Raw genomic sequence first — 15278 nt, 5'->3', positions numbered from 1 at the left:
TCACGCCGCCCGGCTCGCGTCGTTTCAGGAGCCCTATCCAACAGTTCTTCCGAGGTGTTTGCCGATGTCGTCGATCCGGCCTGTACTGCGCAACGATTCCTTGACCCGCCACCTTGCGATCTGGCTCGCGGTGATGGCGGCCTGCCTGCTCGCTCCCGCCCTTACCGCCCAGAGCGCAGCGGAGGCGGCCGGAAAGTCCGCTGATGAAGCATCCGGCGCACCGGCACCCCCACCGGAGGAACTGGCCTCGCCGCGGGCGACCCTGACGACCTTCCTTGCCGCCTTCAAGGAAGAGGACCGGCGCCGACTGTTCGATCTCGCGACCTCCACCCTCGATCTGTCCGCGCTGCCGGAGGCGGCCCGCGAGGCCAACGGCCAGAGTCTCGCCGTGCAGCTCAAGGACGTCTTCGACCGCACCGAGTACGTCGACCTCTCGCTGGTGCCCGACCGCACCACCGGCGATCCCTGGAACTTCCTGCGGGACGGCCAGTGGGTGATCACCATCGCTCAGCAAGCGGACAACGCCTGGCGCTTCACCCCGGCGACCATCGAGTCGATCCCGGCCCTATGGAAGAAAGTCGAGAGCCTGGAGGTGGTGGAGGGGGTGACCGAGGCGCCGCGTACCGTCGGCCTGTGGATGCGGAGCCTAGTGCCGCCGCGCCTGCGCGAGACCACCTTCCTGCTCGAACACTGGCAGTGGATCGGGCTGGTGCTGCTGCTCGTTGCCTGCTACCTGGTCGCGGTGCTGGTGAAGGCCATCCTCGGCAAGATCCTGCTGCCGCAGCTCAAGCGGGTGTGGGAGAACCTGGAGGGCATGGCCCTGCATCGCGCCCTGCGCCCCATTCGCACCCTGCTGGCGGCGCTCTTGGCGGGCATCGCGCTGCCCGTGCTGGAGCTTCCGGCACAGGTTTTCGGTTTTCTCAAAGCCAGCGTCGACCTGATTGCCCTGGTCGCCCTGCTGTGGCTCGCCTATCGGGTGATCGACCTGGTGACGGGGTTCCTGACCTTGCGGGCAGAGGAAACCGAGTCGCGGATCGACGATCTCCTCACTCCCCTCATCCGCAAGACCAGCAAGTTCCTGATCGTCGTGTTCGGCGCCGTCTTCGTGGCCGACAACCTCGGTCTCGACGTCGCCAGCCTGTTGGCCGGCATCGGCCTCGGTGGCCTGGCCCTCGCCTTGGCCGCCCAGGACACCTTCAAGAACCTCTTCGGCTCGATCACCATCCTCCTCGATCAGCCGTTCCACGTCGGCGACGCGATCAAGATCGGCGACGTCGAGGGCACCGTCGAGGAAGTGGGGATGCGCAGCACCCGGGTGCGCACCTTCTACAACTCCCTGGTAACGGTGCCGAACGCCAGCCTGATGACCGCCAATGTCGACAACTTCGGTGCCCGCCGCTTCCGCCGCTGGAAGACCCTGGTGTCCGTCGAGTACGACACGCCGGTCGAGAAAATCGAGACTTTCTGTGAAGAGATCCGCAAACTGGTGGAGAGCAACCCTCACACCCGCAAGGACGCCTTCTACGTGCACCTCAACGAGTTCGGCGCCTCGTCCCTGGACATCATGCTCTACATCTTTTTCGACACCACCGACTGGGCGGTGGAGCTACACGAGCGACAGGTCTTGATGGTGGAGATCATCCGCCTGGCGGAGACTCTCGGGGTGGTCTTCGCCTTCCCCACCCGCACCCTCCACCTGGCTGACGGCCAGCCGGTGCTGGCCGCCGTCGGCGAGCGGGTGACGGAGGACCGAGAGCAGAGCGAGGGCTCCGCACCGGAATTCAAGAGGGAGTAGGTTCGGCCGTGGGGGGCTCGCGAGCCGCCTCTACAGTCGACTTCGGAACGTCGTCAATTCGTCGTCGGCGTGGTGCGTTCGGCCGGCGTTCCCGCCCCTTCAGCCGCGGCGTCGGCTTCCCCGGCGGTGGCCGAAGCCAGGCGGAAGCGGATGGTGCAGCCGGCGTCGCCGTGGTCATCCATGGCAACGTCCAGGGAGTCGCCGTACTCGTCCGCCACGCCCTTGGCGATTCCGATCGCCAGGTGCTGCATGCGACGCGGCGACGAGTATTTGAGCACCACCTCTTCCGGCCCGGTGCGGGTCCACGCCAAAGCTGGCGGCTTCGCCATGCGATTGCGCGAGCGCACCACCCGGTGAATGGTCTCTTCGGTGTGCTCCAGAAAATCCAGGGTCTTCCAGGACGGATTGATCAGCGGACGGTAGACCTTGAGCAGGTGGGGTCCGAGGAAGCGGCCGAAGTCCTCGAGGATGGCGGTGGCTGGCTGTGAGGTCATCTCGGAAGCGGTCATCACGATCTTGACGGCTTCCTCATCTGGATACTCGATGAACTTCTCGTACTGCCGGTTCGCCAAGCCGGCCTCCCTGAGAAGCGCCTTCCAGGTCTCGGCACCCAGCTTGGTGCTCACATAATCCTGTATTTCAGAAAAAATAAATCCATGCATGCACTACCCTCCCCGGGTCACCCGTTGGTTGATCGCACCTCGTTTTGCTTTCCGCCGTCGGCGCCTACACCAGCTGGCCGACGGACTGCAGGAGCTGGGGCTCGTATTTCTTCATGATCGCCCGGGCAAATCCCAGATTACCTTTTCGGGTGATCGCCACGACGTGGTAGTACTCCGATCCCAGCATGCGCAGCAGAATGAACACCTTCGCCGTTGAGATCAGAATGTCCTCGGTCGAGTCGGCGCCCAGGCCGAGGAGGTCCAATGCCCGGCGGTTGGATTTGACCACCTCGGCATAGCTGGCCGAGGCGACGGACGAATCGAAGTCCGCATCGAGGGTTGCGCCACCGATCGAAAGGCCGCTGTCGATACTCACGATGTCGGTCGAAACAAACTCCGGCACTTCGTCTCGGAAACGATCCAATACGGACTGCAACTTGTTCACGTCGTCCTCCTCATCTTCTTGCACCAAGGGATTCGCCCCCGCTTCCAGAAGCTCCGCTTTCTCCTCGAAAGCGTCGAGTACCTCCGTCGGCAGGGTCAAGTTCAAACCATTCGATTTCGTCTGCGAGTGTTCGTGCCGTTCTTCGTCACGCCGGGCCAACCCTTCCAGCAGCAGGTGGGTCACCGGTAGATCGATGTTCTTTGTGCCCGCGCCGCAGGACCCATCCACCTCGATCGACGTCTCTCCATCCCAATTGACGATCTCGTAGGCAGCGTCGATGCCCTGCAGGGGACCGCTTTCCGCGTCGATCAGCTCCCCGCCGCGGAAGAATAGCAAACCGAGATTCTCGCCGCACCGAACTTTGAGGGTGCAGGTTCTCTGGTCCATCTCCACCATCTGGAGAATGGTGGTGAGATTCCAGCCTCGAAAGTGGCTCTCCGTGGTTCCAGCCATAGAAATCACTCCGGATCCTCGAAGGCGAGAACCGCCTCTTCTAGTTCAAAGATGGTCGCCAAACCCTCGCGCAGGGCGTTGACCTGGCTACGCCCAAGGGGATCGGTAACGATGCACCCGAGATGGAATCTCCCGAGGTCCGATCGAATCTGGATCAACTGCAGAACTTGCTGGTCATCGATGTCGACGGCCAGAACACCACGCGGCTCCGTACCGAGACAAGCACGCACCCGTTCGAGGCTGCTCATGAAGGACGACGAGACCGCCACCAACTCACCGGCGGTCTGGTGCTCGATCAGGACGAGCCCCTCGGCATCGGCCACAAAAACCTGGCGGCACTCGGTGATTTGCTCCACCCACCTGACGAAGGCCATGAGGCGATCCTGGAGGGTGCCGGACGGCACCTCGAAGGGCACCGCGCGAGGCGGTTCGGCGATCGCCTCCACCGCCACCGGCCGGGCTCGATGGGACGGTCCGTCTGCTGACGGAAATTCCGCTACCGTTCCGTCTTGCTCGGCTTCGAGGCGACTCAGCCCCACGTTGACGGAGCGGCGCTGGTTGCGCGGGGTCCGCCGCACACCGGCCCGCACCAGGGCCGCCGAGAGGTCCTTGGGATCAATCCAGGAGAGCGACCGGTGCAAGCTCCGCCTCCTCTTCGATCAGGCCCACACGCAATTCGAGTTCTGCCGCGAGGCGATCGAACACGGTGGCCACCGGTGGCGGCCGGCGACTCAGCAAGCCGAGCGGCACACCGTGAGCGCTGGCGGTCAAGAACGCCTCGTCGCGCGGCACGAAGGCCTCCAGGATCAGCTCCGAAGGCAGCATCGACCAGGCTTCCTGAGCGACCGATAGGGACACATCCTGGCGGGAACTCAGCATCGTGATGACGAATCCGCCGATGCTCAAGTCCGCCCCTTCGTCGCGCAGTTGACCCACGCATTCGAGAATCTGCGGCACCGTGCGCAACGCCAAAGGCTCCGCCTGGATCGGCACCACCAGGGAATCGACTGCCCGGAGGACGTCGAGAGTCGCGCCGTGCAAACCGGAATCCGTATCGACCACCACCACTTCCCAGCCATCGTCCTCGGCCGCCCGCAGCAGTGGCCCAAGGCCACCGGCAGCCAGTCCCTCGGACCAGCGCTGGGTGCGTCCGGGTTCCGGTTTACCGGCGGTCAGCAAGCCGAGCTCGGCGAGGCGTGTGCTGCGAGCGGCTGCCGTCAACGGCTCGTCGCCGGCCAATACCTCCACCAAGCCGACACCTTGCGATGCATCACCCTGTAGCGACAGACCCACGCTACCCTGAGGATCGGCATCGATCAGCAGAGTCTTCCAACCGCGGCGGGCGAGGGCAAAGGACAGATTTAGGGAAAGAGTGGTCTTGCCGACTCCCCCCTTCTGAGAACAGATCGCCAGTGAACGCATTACATCTCCCACATCCGATAAAAAAATCGCAGATTCGGAAAACCCCCCAGGAGAAGGGAGATCTTCCGGTAGTGGCGATATCAAACGATACGCTCATCTTTTCATACTGTTGACCACAGATACAAGCAGATTTTCAATACGGGATTCATCTTCACTCCAAATGATGAATTACATTACTCCCTGACAGATCAGGGTGGCGAAAGGGGCATTTTGCGCCGCCGGACCTGGCGGCGGGGCGCGGTCGGTCAGTGGATGGTGCTGTCGCGCGGAGGCCGGTCGGGGTCCGGCACCACCCGCAGCTTGCGGCGGCGCCGTTCCCGGTCGAGCTTGGCGCGCAGCACTCGATGTTGGCCGCGCAGCCAGATCTCCCGTAGGAACCGCCGCGGGCCACCGGGCCGGAGCAACGAGGTGGTCAGCACGACACCGGTGAGGAGACCGACGAAGCCGGCGATGTCGTGGGAGGGTAAATAGGCGAGGAACCCGAACAAGACCTCCAGCCACAGGAACCAGCGCGCCTGGATCGGCAGCACAAAGAAGAGGTAGATGGTGGCGTGGCGGTGGAGAGTGGCGAAGGCGGCGATCAGAATCACCACCAGCATGTGCTGGCCCTGGATCAGATCGAAGGGCTGGAAAGGCGGGCGCACCTGGTGTCCGACAAAGCCCGCCAAGGCGTCCACCAGGACGGCGAGAACGGCGGCCGACACCACCACGATGCCGATCAGGCGGCGAGCCCGGCGGCGACCCAGGGTGATCCAGACGTCGCGTCCGAAGAGATACAAGATGAACAGTTCGATGACGAACCACAGGCCCCCGCCTCCCCTGCCGACGAAGGCGTAGGTCACCAGTTGCCACAGAAACCCCGACCTCCATCCCTCGGACCGCAGCTCGAGGAGGGCCGGGAGCGCCTCGGTGCTGCTGAAGAAACGCAGGCTGAAAGTGAAGAGCAGTACCGCCAACAGGATCACGATGTCCCTCGGCGGCGGCCCTCCCAGCCCCCCGAAGGAGGGCATGCGGGGATGCGGGTTGCGGGTGATCATCAGCCGTGGTCGCGGGCGAAGTCGGCCATGTGTTCGAGCAGCGCATCGACGGCCGCCATCGGCGCGGCGTTGTAGAGGGACGCGCGGATGCCCCCGACGGAGCGATGCCCCTTGAGGTTGGTCATCCCCTTGTCCGTGGCCGAGCGCAGAAACGCCGCCTCCAACGCCTCGGACGGCAAGCGGAAGGGGATGTTCATGGTGGAGCGATGCTCTACCTTTGCGGTACCGCGGTAGAAGTCGCTGGCGTCGATCGCCCGGTAGAGACGCGCTGAACGTTCGGTGGCGGCCGCTTCCATCGCCGCCACGCCGCCCTGCTCCTCCACCCAGCGGCAACCGAGGCCGAGGATGTAGATGGCCCAAGTCGGCGGCGTGTTGTAGAGCGAATCTTTGGCCGCATGGCTTCGATAGTTGAGCATCGTCGGCAAGTCCTCCGGCGCCCGCTCGAGCAGTTCGGACCGCACCACCACCACCGTCACTCCGGCCGGCCCCAGGTTCTTCTGGGCACCGGCGTAGACCAGGCCCAGGCGTTTCCAGGGCACCGGCCGCGACAGGATGTCCGACGACATGTCCACCGCCAGCGGCACATCTCCGGCTTCCGGCAGTTCGGCCCACTGGGTACCGAACAGAGTGTTGTTGCTCGTCAAGTGGAGGAAGTCCGCCTCGGGGTCGAGGTCGATCTCATCGCTTTCCGGCAGGCGGCTAAAGCCGCCTGCCTCGGTGCTCGCCGCCACTCGCGCCGCTCCCACCTTGCGGCCTTCCGCCAGCGCTTTCTTCGCCCAGTTGCCGGTCACCAGATAGTCGGCCCTACGATGGCGGGTCATCAGGTTCATCGGCACCATGCTGAACTGCAGGCTCGCTCCGCCTTGCAGCAACAGCACCGCAAACTGGTCGGGAATCGCCAGCAGCCGCCGAAGGCCGGCGAGGGCTTCGCGGTGGATGGCGTCGTACTCCGGCGACCGGTGGGACAGTTCCATGACGCTACGGCCGCTGTCGCCGTAGGACAACATCGAGCGCTGCGCCTCTTTGAGCACCGCCAGCGGCAGAGCGCCCGGTCCGGCGCTGAAATTGAAAACCCGGTCAGTGGTCATAACGGCTCCAGAAGGTCTCGATCCGCGCTTCCGCGTGGGAGGGTCGCTAAAACGGGTGGACTAAGAGGCCCGAGCGCAGTTTGGGCTCAAACCAGGTCGATTTGGGGGGCAGCACGCGATTCGCATCGGCCACCGTCAACAGATCGTCGATCGCCAAAGGGGCGAGGGAAAAGGCGACGGAGCCCGGAGCCGCATCCACCCGACGCTCCAGTTCTCCGGTTCCGCGAATGCCGCCGATGAAGTCGATCCGGGCGGCGGTGCGGGGATCGTCAATGCCGAGCAGGGGGCCGAGAATCTGATTCTGCAGTAGGGCCGCATCGAGGGAGTCGACCGGGTCGCCGGTGGCGTCTTCGGCGGTCAGCGCCACACCGTACCACCGTCCAGCCAGGTACATGGAAACCTGCCCCGATGCGGCCAGCTCCGGTGCGGCCGGCTCCGGTGCGGCCGGCTCCGGTGCGGCCGGCTCCGGGGAAGCGTTCTCCGTCACCGTATAGCGTTCTGAGAGCGCCGCGAGAAAGGCGTCTGCGTCCCGGCCGGCGAGGTCGGCCACCCAGCGGTGATACGGCAGAATGCGCAACTCCTCCGCCGGGAACATCACCGCCAGGAAAAAGTTGTAGTCCTCGCCGCCGTGATGCCCCGCGTTGGCCCGGGTGAGTTCGCCTCGGATCCGGCTGGCGCAGGCGGTGCGGTGGTGCCCGTCGGCCACGTAGAGCGCCGGAACCGCCGCGAAGGCGCGCACCAGGTCAGAACCGTCCGCCACCCGCCAAACCTGGTGCCGAACACCGTCATCGGAAGTGAAATCGTAGAGCGCCTCACCGGCGACCCCTGCCGCCACCAGCGCAGCGATTTCCGGACGCCCGCGATAGGTCAAGAACACCGGACCGACGTGGGCCCGCACCGCCAGGCCGTGGTTCGTCCGGTCGCGCTCCTTGTCCGGACGGGTGAACTCGTGTTTCTTGATCGCGCCGAAGTCGTAATCGTCAACCGCGCAACATCCCACCACGCCCGTCTGATGATGGCCGCGCCAGGTCAGCCGGTAGAGGTAGAGAGCCTCCTTGCCATCCTGTTGAAGAGCACCGGCCTCCACCAAGCGGGCGAGGGCTCGAGCCCCCGCTCGGTGGATTTCCTCCGGCGATGCCTCGGAGGCCGGAGGAAACTCGATCTCCGGACGCACGACCCGCAAAAAACTGCGCGGATTGCCCTCCGCCAGCGACCGCGCCTCTTCCGAAGAAACCACATCGTAGGGAACGCTCGCCACTTCCGAGGCCAGGTCGGGAGCGGGACGGAGAGCGCGGAATGGACGCAATTGAACCATCGGGAAGCTCCTCGGATCCACGGATCGGCTACAGCCCTGAGGCTATCCCAATGGCTGCCGAAAATCGAATGCTCCGGAGACCGCCCGGGGCGGTAATTCGGTGCTTCCCGCGGCGCGAGGAGACTACCGGCGATCGCGGTCTCGCTCCGGCCGCAGCAAGTCCGTCACCTCTCGCACCATCTCTACCGTCGCGCGTTCCGCGAGCGCTGCCTGACGAAAGAGGGCGAGGGCCGCGGCCGCTTCCGAGGGCACGTCCCGTGACAGGAAAATCGGCAAGCTCTCGACCGCCAGATGACGCACCTCAGAATCCCGCCCATCCTCCAGCAGCAGGCACGCGAGGTCGAGGGACACCAGGGCGGCGCTGTACCCGATCCCCAGTCGGATATAGCCGCGACGAGCCGACTCCAGGAGCTTCTCCGCCTCCGCTCGGCGACCGAGGTCCGCCTGGAGCTGCCCCTCCAACCAGTCGAGCTCGAGGCGATCCAAGGGGCGATCGATGCGCCGCGACAAGCGGCGAACGCGCGGCAGCAGGCGGAGCGCCTCGTCGAATCGTTTGCTGTCCATCAAGCAGTAGAGCAAGTTCTGCTCAATGGTCAGCTCCAGCCGGCGATCGATCTCGAAATCCGCCAGGGCTCGAGCCGCTTCGAGTTCTTCAATGGCGGCCGAGTGATCGCCCTGGAACGACAGGGTCACACCGCGATTGACCCGCGATCGGGCCTCCCCCTGACGGTCACCGGCACGGCGAAAGATGGTAATGGTGCGATCCAGCAGCCGCAGGGCGTCCCCGAAGCGTCGCTGCGCCCGCCGCACCGAAGACTCATACGCCGCCACCTGCGCCCATGCCAGCGGATCGCCAGTGCCGACGGCCAGCAGGTCGCGGGCCCTCGCCAAGGCCTGATCCGCTGCCCGCAGGTCGGACCGAATGCGCTCGGCGTTGCCGATCAGGCCCCAAGCCTCGGCCTCCAGATCCGCCAACAGGGCGTTGTCGACGGGATCTCCCGGGTCGAGCATGGCCCTGATCACCGAGATGGCGAGGCGGGACAGAGAGCCGGCCTCTTCATCCGGCACCCGCGCACGCTCCAGGAGATGCTCGACCACGGCTCGGCTCCGCAGATCCGCACGTGCGAGCAACAGAGCGTTCCGTTCCGGCTCCGGAGTGTTCAGTAGGATCTCCACTCGCTCACCGGCGAGGCGGCGATCCTCCTCCAGGCCGCCGGCCCGTTCGGCGACCTTCTCGCGAACCCGCGCGAAGATCGAGCCGTAGCTTGTCGGCCCGGTCACCGACAGCTCTCCGCTACCGGTTTCGAGACCGGCCCGCGAGAGCATTCGGCCGAGGACCGACAGTCCCTCCGGCGACAGCCGAGCCAGGGCTCGCCGACAGCTTCGGCACTGCGACAGGTGCCATGCCGTCCGGCGCAGTCGGCGATTCTCCAGCGCCAAACGCGAAAAGTCACTCAAAGTCTCGGGATCCGGGTGTTTCTCCATCACCTCGCCTCGGTCAAACACTCCTTGTTGCGGCGAAACGCCGGTTGACGACTACCCGATTGTAGTGCGGCCGCCGGGCGAGAACTCACCGCGCAGCACCGGTGAATCCCTCGCCCTCAGGTTCTCAAAAGGACGGGCGCCGTAGTCGGCGGATCTCGCCAGCATCGATGCGGAAATTCACAGCCTTCATATAAATATAAACTAAACAATCCGTCATCTTCCAGCTCGTCGATCCGTCGGTAGGTCAACCGTTGGGATCGAGGGTGCCACGATCCGGGTCGCCGTCTTCACCCCCACCCCCATGCTGCGGCTCATGCGGCGACTCGCTCTGGTCTTGAGGGTCGTCGGTGGTCGGCGGCTCGCCGGCCAGCGCAGCCCATACTCCCTCCAGCCAGCTCAGCCAGCCATCGAACGCCGTTTGCTCCCTCTCGAAGTTTGCTTCCCGCGGAACGGCAGATGCAGGTGCAGCGAAGACCAGGGCGGTAACCAGACACAAAGTGAACCACAAAGTCATTGAACGCATCTCATCTCCTCCGAGCGGCTGTTGACCCGACTTCATCGCCGGATGTTCTCCGCTCCCTAAGGACTTCTGTGCCTGAGGAGCATTTTTTGCGACGCGTATCTTCGCAAAAACGATACATCCTTACTCCAACCGGTAATTATCGGCACCGAACTGCATCTCGAGAAGGAACTCGACGGAGCGGCCAATTTTCCGCCTCTGGCGTGATAGCTTTGCCGCCGAAAATCTCAAGGAGGGAGAACTTCAATGAACGAACCGTACCCCCCGGGACAACAGAAGAAAAAGGGCCTACACCCCCTCGCATGGGTGGCGATCGGATGTGCCGGCCTGTTGATCATCGCCGCCATCCTGGTGACCGCCGGCGGCATCTTCGTCTCCAAGAAGGTGGGAGATATCGCCAGTGACTTCGAGGACAATCCCGCTATGGCCGCCGCTCAGTTCATCGTGCGGATGGACCCCAACCTCGAGCTGGTCGAGTCGGACGAAGCTGCCGGCACCATCACCATTCGCAATGAGAAAACTGGCGAGGTGGTGACGGTGAACCTCGAAGATGTGCAGGAAGGTCGCTTCGGCTGGACCAACGAAGACGGCGCCACCACCTCGTTCACCATGGCCGAAGGGAGTGCCGGCGGGATGGAAGTCACTACCCAGAACTCCGACGGCACCACCTCCGAAATGACCCTAGGTGGAGGCGCCGACGACAGCGACATACCGTACTGGGTGCCGCGCTATCCCGGTGCCGAGGTAGCGAGTGCTTTTGCCACCTCGACCAACAACAAGGTGTCCGGCATCTTCGCGCAGCGCATGAATGCTTCCCTCGAAGAGGCCGAGCAGTACTACACCTCAGAACTGGAAGACCTGGGCTCGACGGTCGAGCGTTCGACGGTCTCTGCCGGCGGTCAGAAGATCATCAACTTGAAGGCCCAGGGCAACGGCCGCACGCTGACGGTGACCCTGCTGCGACAAAACGGAGAGGATCTCACCACCGCCAGCATCACCTACGAGGGAGAGGGCTAGCGTTCTTCGCCTGCATCCCTTTGCTAAAAACTGCTCGCCGGGCCCTCCCCGGCGAGCAGTTTTTTCTTTCCAACGCGTCCGCTCGGCGACACCTCGAACGAATGCCAAAATTTCGTTTGCAAGAAACTGTGTTACACTTTTGTCTCAAGTAAAGCGGATCTGAAGAGTGACGGGTCAAGGCGGGGCGGTGGATCGCGCCAGCACCCGGAAGGTCCTTGATCTTCTGTGTTTTGCGAAGCTGCGAAGGAGGTCCGAAGCATGCGACCTGGTGAGCGAATGCTCAAACAAGATTCTCGATTCTCTCGACGAACGGGTCCACGTGGCGGCACCACCACAGTGACCAAGAGCGGAATGATTCGCAAGAATCTTTGGATTTCTGACGAGGAAAACGAAGCTCTGCGACAGAAAGCTTTCGACGAGCGTCTGAGCGAAACGGAGATCATTCGCGCCGGCCTGCGGGCGATTCTCGACCTCAGCGAGAGGTGATTCTCCGGCATGATCTCGCCGGCGCGGATCTCCGCGCCGCACAGTCAGCGCCCTTCGAGTACTTGCTCCACTTCGCCCAACTTGCGGATCACCCGGCGAGCGTTCTCCGGCCCCATGCGAATCAGAACCTTCTGAGCCGGCGATAGCGCTTCGAGATTCGGATCGACGAACTCGTAGGTCGTCACATCAAGTCTGACCCGCGGCGGCTCTTCGGGAACAGGAGTCGACCGCAGACGGGCGATCGCCCGCTCGACAGGATCTTCGAAGGACTCTCCGGGATAGCCGAGATCCTGGAAGGCGCGATCGAGCAGCGGTTCCACCCGCCGCAGCAGCGCAACAATCTCCGCTGCATCCATCGCCCCAAAGGCTGCCGCATAGCGATCGAAGCGCGCGTAGGAACGGGGATCGATGCGCGTTCCGTCCGCACCTTCCACCACCCGGAAAGGCTCCCGCGGGGACAGTCCGCCGAAGTGCGGCGCGGGATTCACTCCGCCGGCGATGTTCTCCACCGCCGCGACGAGACGCCGCACCAGATTGCCTCGCCGCTGAATGTCGGCGACCAGCGGGCTGGCCGACAACTCTCCCAACAGGTTTCCGATGAAGGCATCGCTGTCTTCGATGGGTGGCAGGGGCTCCAGCTCTTCCGATTCGTCCTCGACGATGGTCGGCGCCTCTTCGACCTCGCCGACCGGCTCGACCTCCACGACCGCCGGCGGCGGTGTCGGCTCTTCGGATCGCTGCCACCACCAGTAGCCCAGCAGCAGGCAAATCGCCAGGCCAACCGCTAACAAGATCCACCAGCCCCCCTTGCCGCCACCGGGCCGCTCCGGCTCCTTCGAGTACTCGGCGGTCCCCAGATCGAGTTCGATCTCGTCATCGGCGTCGGGTCGCAGGACGGGATCGTGCGGCGGCGGCAACTCTCGGTCGGTCATCGGGGATTTCCTTTCAGCGCGGAGGAACGAAACGGGACGAAATCACACGGCTTGCGATGAGTCTACGCAAACCGCCGCCGCTTCGTTCGTCTTCGCGGCCTTGGAATTCGCCGCCGTCGGCCGCTCGTCGAGGATCTCCGCCGGGATTTGCGCCAAGGCGACATCCAGCAGGGCACCGGATACCTCCGGCCGGTGCATTCCCTCGCTCAAGGTGCGTCGCCAGGCGCGGGCACCGGGTTGCCCGGCAAACAGCCCCAGCAGGTGCCGGAGGATGCGGGCCGGCGGAATCTTCCCCTGCCAGCGGCGCAGGTAGTCTGCCGTCGCCACCACCACTTCCCGCCGGGACGGCGCACGGTGGTCCTCTTCGCCCCACAAACCGTCCGCTCCGGCGAGCGCAAAGGGATCCTCATAGGCCACCCGGCCGACCATGACGCCGTCCACTCGGCCCAGGTGAACGCGTGCGTCATCGAGCGTTCGGATGCCGCCGTTGATTTCGATTTGCAGATCTGGTCGTTCCTCCTTCAGGCGGTAGACTTCGCTGTAGCGCAGCGGCGGAATTTCGCGGTTTTGCTTTGGATTGAGGCCCTGCAGCCAGGCCTTCCGGGCGTGCACCGCGAAGCGGTCACAGCCCGCTTCGGCCACCCGGTCGACGAAGCGTCGCATGTCCTCGTAGCGATCCAGATCGTCGAAGCCAATGCGGTGCTTGACGGTCACCGGCAGACCCACCACCGAGCGCATCGCCGCCACCGCTTCGGCCACCCGCTCCGGCCGAGCCATCAGGCAGACTCCGAAACGTCCCTTCTGCACCCGATCGCTTGGACAGCCGACGTTGAGGTTGACCTCGTCGAAGCCGGCATCCGCCGCCATTCGGGCACAAGTCGCGAGTTCTTTTGGATCATCGCCGCCGAGCTGCAGGGCGAGGGGATGTTCCGCCGGATCGAAGGCGAGAAAGCGCTCCCGGTCACCGTTGAGCAGCGCTCCGGTGGTCACCATCTCCGTGTACACCAAGGGCCGCCGTGCGAGCTGGCGCTGGATCCAGCGAAAGTGCCGATCCGAATGATCCATCATCGGAGCGATGCTCAACGGGTAGGCGCCGCCGCGGCGAGCGGAGGTCCGAGGATGGGAGGCCGAAGGACTCATGGCAAAACTCTATCGAACGGCGCGGATATACTCACCCGATCATGCCTGAACCTTCCGCTGACGCCGACCGGCCCCGGCGCGTAGCGATCGTGGGAGCCGGCCCGTCCGGCTTCTACACGGCGGCCGCTCTCCTCAACGGCGACGAGTTCGACTACTCCATCGACCTGATCGACCGCCAGCCGGCGCCCTACGGGTTGGTGCGCTACGGCGTGGCACCGGATCACCCCAAGATCAAGGCCGTCGCCCGGGTGTTCGAGCGCATCATCGAGGACGACCGGGTGCGCTACCTGGGCAACGTTGAGGTGGGCCACGATCTGCAACGCGCAGACCTGCTGGCCCACTACGATCAGGTGGTGTACGCCGTTGGTGGCGAGAGCGACCGTCGCCTCGGTCTCGCCGACGAAGACCTGCCCGGAAGCCACTCCTCCACCGCCCTCGTCGCCTGGTACAGCGGCCATCCGGACTTCATCGACCTGCCGGTGGATCTATCCGGCTCGACGGCCGTGGTCGTGGGCATCGGCAACGTCGCCATGGACGTTGCCCGGGTACTGGCGCGGCCGGCGGAAGATCTCGCCACCACCGACATCGCCGATCCGGCCCTAGCGACGCTGCGGGAGAGTGCCCTCGAGGATCTCTACGTGCTCGCCCGGCGCGGGCCAGCGCAGGCCGCCTGCACTCCCTCGGAACTCAAGGAGATCGCCCATCTCGAGAAGGTCGATCTGATCGCCAACCCGGCGGATATGGAGCTGGACGAGGCCAGCGAGGAGTTCGCCCAGGAGGATCGCCAGGCCGGCAAGAACGTCGACCTGCTGCGCGAGATCGCCGCCGCGCCGCCGTGCTGCGCGCCGCGTCGGATCCACCTGCGGTTCCTCTCCTCGCCGAAGGAGATCGTCGCCGAAGACGGCAAGGTATCGGGGGTTCGTATCGAGCGCAATCGCCTCACCCCGACGGACAGCGGCTATCTGCAAGCGGTCGGCACCGGCACCTTCGAGGAACTGCCGGCGGACCTGCTGGTGCGCGCCATCGGTTACCGCTCGCTGCCGCTGGCGGACCTGCCTTTCGACGACCGCCGAGGGATCATCCCCAACGCTGCCGGCCGCATCCTCGATCCGGCAACGGAGGAGCCACTGCCCCGGGAGTACGTCGTCGGCTGGGTCAAGCGTGGCCCCACCGGCTTGATCGGCAGCAACAAACCCGACGGCGCCGAAACGGCCGCCGCCATGATCGAGGACTTCCCCGCCGCCCCGCCGGCTCCCCAAGGCGAACCGGCGGCCCTCGACGCCCTGCTGGCGGAACGCGGCGTGCGGGTGGTGCGCTACGCCGACTGGCAGCGCATCGACGCCGAAGAGATCGCCCGCGGCAAGGCCCAAGGCCGCCCGCGGGTGAAGATGGTGCGGATCGAGGAGATGCTGGAGTTCCTCGACGGCGCCTAGCAGGCTGCTGCAAAAGGCCTTCGGCTTACTCCTTCAGCTTCCCTGTTA

The 15278-nt window shown here is 64.8% G+C and carries 15 protein-coding genes; 4 read left to right on the top strand and 11 right to left on the bottom strand.

Annotated features, from left to right (window positions below; translation table 11 throughout):
* The first annotated feature begins 64 nt into the window (after positions 1-64).
* Positions 65-1795, top strand: coding sequence for a mechanosensitive ion channel family protein (locus AAF481_03420; GenBank protein ID MEM7480203.1), 1731 nt, complete (start codon positions 65-67; stop codon positions 1793-1795).
* 53 nt (positions 1796-1848) lie between these two features.
* On the opposite strand, the gene AAF481_03415 is transcribed toward AAF481_03420, so the two are convergent.
* The 9 genes from AAF481_03415 to AAF481_03375 form a co-directional block, all read right to left on the bottom strand.
* Complete coding sequence (locus AAF481_03415; GenBank protein MEM7480202.1) at positions 1849-2457, bottom strand: heme NO-binding domain-containing protein; 609 nt, start codon at positions 2455-2457, stop codon at positions 1849-1851.
* A gap of 64 nt (positions 2458-2521) precedes the next feature.
* The gene (locus AAF481_03410) at positions 2522-3355 is read right to left on the bottom strand and encodes a DUF4388 domain-containing protein (GenBank protein ID MEM7480201.1); all 834 of its coding nucleotides are present in this window, start codon (positions 3353-3355) and stop codon (positions 2522-2524) included.
* 5 nt (positions 3356-3360) lie between these two features.
* Positions 3361-3996: a hypothetical protein gene (locus AAF481_03405; GenBank protein MEM7480200.1), complete on the bottom strand. Its 636-nt coding sequence runs from the start codon at positions 3994-3996 to the stop codon at positions 3361-3363.
* The gene (locus AAF481_03400; GenBank protein MEM7480199.1) at positions 3971-4777 is read right to left on the bottom strand and encodes a ParA family protein; all 807 of its coding nucleotides are present in this window, start codon (positions 4775-4777) and stop codon (positions 3971-3973) included. The genes AAF481_03405 and AAF481_03400 overlap by 26 nt, the downstream gene beginning before the upstream one ends.
* A 245-nt stretch (positions 4778-5022) precedes the next feature.
* Complete coding sequence (locus AAF481_03395) at positions 5023-5814, bottom strand: hypothetical protein (protein MEM7480198.1); 792 nt, start codon at positions 5812-5814, stop codon at positions 5023-5025.
* On the bottom strand, positions 5814-6902 hold the full coding sequence (gene serC / locus AAF481_03390) for a 3-phosphoserine/phosphohydroxythreonine transaminase (protein MEM7480197.1): 1089 nt from the start codon (positions 6900-6902) through the stop codon (positions 5814-5816). The genes AAF481_03395 and serC overlap by 1 nt, the downstream gene beginning before the upstream one ends.
* Positions 6903-6948: 46 nt before the next feature.
* A complete protein-coding gene (locus AAF481_03385; protein ID MEM7480196.1) occupies positions 6949-8217 on the bottom strand; it encodes a DUF1015 family protein in 1269 nt (422 codons plus the stop codon).
* 123 nt (positions 8218-8340) lie between these two features.
* Positions 8341-9702: a tetratricopeptide repeat protein gene (locus tag AAF481_03380; GenBank protein ID MEM7480195.1), complete on the bottom strand. Its 1362-nt coding sequence runs from the start codon at positions 9700-9702 to the stop codon at positions 8341-8343.
* Between the two features lie 244 nt (positions 9703-9946).
* Entirely contained in the window at positions 9947-10225 is a 279-nt protein-coding gene (locus AAF481_03375) for a hypothetical protein (GenBank protein ID MEM7480194.1), read from the bottom strand.
* A 243-nt stretch (positions 10226-10468) separates the two neighbouring features.
* On the opposite strand from AAF481_03375, the gene AAF481_03370 reads away from it, so the two are divergent.
* Positions 10469-11239, top strand: a complete 771-nt coding sequence (locus AAF481_03370; GenBank protein MEM7480193.1) for a hypothetical protein — start codon at positions 10469-10471, stop codon at positions 11237-11239.
* A gap of 351 nt (positions 11240-11590) precedes the next feature.
* Positions 11591-11725, top strand: a complete 135-nt coding sequence (locus AAF481_03365; protein MEM7480192.1) for a hypothetical protein — start codon at positions 11591-11593, stop codon at positions 11723-11725.
* A gap of 44 nt (positions 11726-11769) precedes the next feature.
* On the opposite strand, the gene AAF481_03360 is transcribed toward AAF481_03365, so the two are convergent.
* Both AAF481_03360 and dusA read right to left on the bottom strand, forming a co-directional pair.
* The gene (locus AAF481_03360) at positions 11770-12657 is read right to left on the bottom strand and encodes a DUF3014 domain-containing protein (protein ID MEM7480191.1); all 888 of its coding nucleotides are present in this window, start codon (positions 12655-12657) and stop codon (positions 11770-11772) included.
* Between the two features lie 42 nt (positions 12658-12699).
* Positions 12700-13797, bottom strand: coding sequence for a tRNA dihydrouridine(20/20a) synthase DusA (dusA, locus tag AAF481_03355; GenBank protein ID MEM7480190.1), 1098 nt, complete (start codon positions 13795-13797; stop codon positions 12700-12702).
* 41 nt (positions 13798-13838) lie between these two features.
* Here dusA and AAF481_03350 point away from each other — a divergent pair, with 41 nt between their 5' ends.
* Complete coding sequence (locus AAF481_03350; protein ID MEM7480189.1) at positions 13839-15230, top strand: NADP oxidoreductase; 1392 nt, start codon at positions 13839-13841, stop codon at positions 15228-15230.
* Positions 15231-15278 lie beyond the last annotated feature (48 nt).

Source organism: Acidobacteriota bacterium, assembly GCA_039030395.1.
GTDB lineage: Bacteria > Acidobacteriota > Thermoanaerobaculia > Multivoradales > JBCCEF01 > JBCCEF01.
The sequence above is the reverse complement of the archived record's forward strand: the minus strand, read 5'-3'. Positions and strand labels throughout refer to the sequence as shown.

Excerpts from the sequence above, each read along its gene's own strand:
- serC (MEM7480197.1), bottom strand. The coding sequence starts at position 6,902 with ATGACCACTGACCGGGTTTTCAATTTCAGCGCCGGACCGGGCGCTCTG.
- AAF481_03395 (MEM7480198.1), bottom strand. The coding sequence starts at position 5,814 with ATGATCACCCGCAACCCGCATCCCCGCATGCCCTCCTTCGGGGGGCTG.
- AAF481_03415 (MEM7480202.1), bottom strand. The coding sequence starts at position 2,457 with ATGCATGGATTTATTTTTTCTGAAATACAGGATTATGTGAGCACCAAG.
- AAF481_03420 (MEM7480203.1), top strand. The coding sequence starts at position 65 with ATGTCGTCGATCCGGCCTGTACTGCGCAACGATTCCTTGACCCGCCAC.
- AAF481_03375 (MEM7480194.1), bottom strand. The coding sequence starts at position 10,225 with ATGCGTTCAATGACTTTGTGGTTCACTTTGTGTCTGGTTACCGCCCTG.
- AAF481_03365 (MEM7480192.1), top strand. The coding sequence starts at position 11,591 with ATGATTCGCAAGAATCTTTGGATTTCTGACGAGGAAAACGAAGCTCTG.
- AAF481_03370 (MEM7480193.1), top strand. The coding sequence starts at position 10,469 with ATGAACGAACCGTACCCCCCGGGACAACAGAAGAAAAAGGGCCTACAC.
- AAF481_03385 (MEM7480196.1), bottom strand. The coding sequence starts at position 8,217 with ATGGTTCAATTGCGTCCATTCCGCGCTCTCCGTCCCGCTCCCGACCTG.
- AAF481_03380 (MEM7480195.1), bottom strand. The coding sequence starts at position 9,702 with ATGGAGAAACACCCGGATCCCGAGACTTTGAGTGACTTTTCGCGTTTG.
- AAF481_03360 (MEM7480191.1), bottom strand. The coding sequence starts at position 12,657 with ATGACCGACCGAGAGTTGCCGCCGCCGCACGATCCCGTCCTGCGACCC.
- AAF481_03400 (MEM7480199.1), bottom strand. The coding sequence starts at position 4,777 with ATGCGTTCACTGGCGATCTGTTCTCAGAAGGGGGGAGTCGGCAAGACC.
- dusA (MEM7480190.1), bottom strand. The coding sequence starts at position 13,797 with ATGAGTCCTTCGGCCTCCCATCCTCGGACCTCCGCTCGCCGCGGCGGC.
- AAF481_03350 (MEM7480189.1), top strand. The coding sequence starts at position 13,839 with ATGCCTGAACCTTCCGCTGACGCCGACCGGCCCCGGCGCGTAGCGATC.
- AAF481_03410 (MEM7480201.1), bottom strand. The coding sequence starts at position 3,355 with ATGGCTGGAACCACGGAGAGCCACTTTCGAGGCTGGAATCTCACCACC.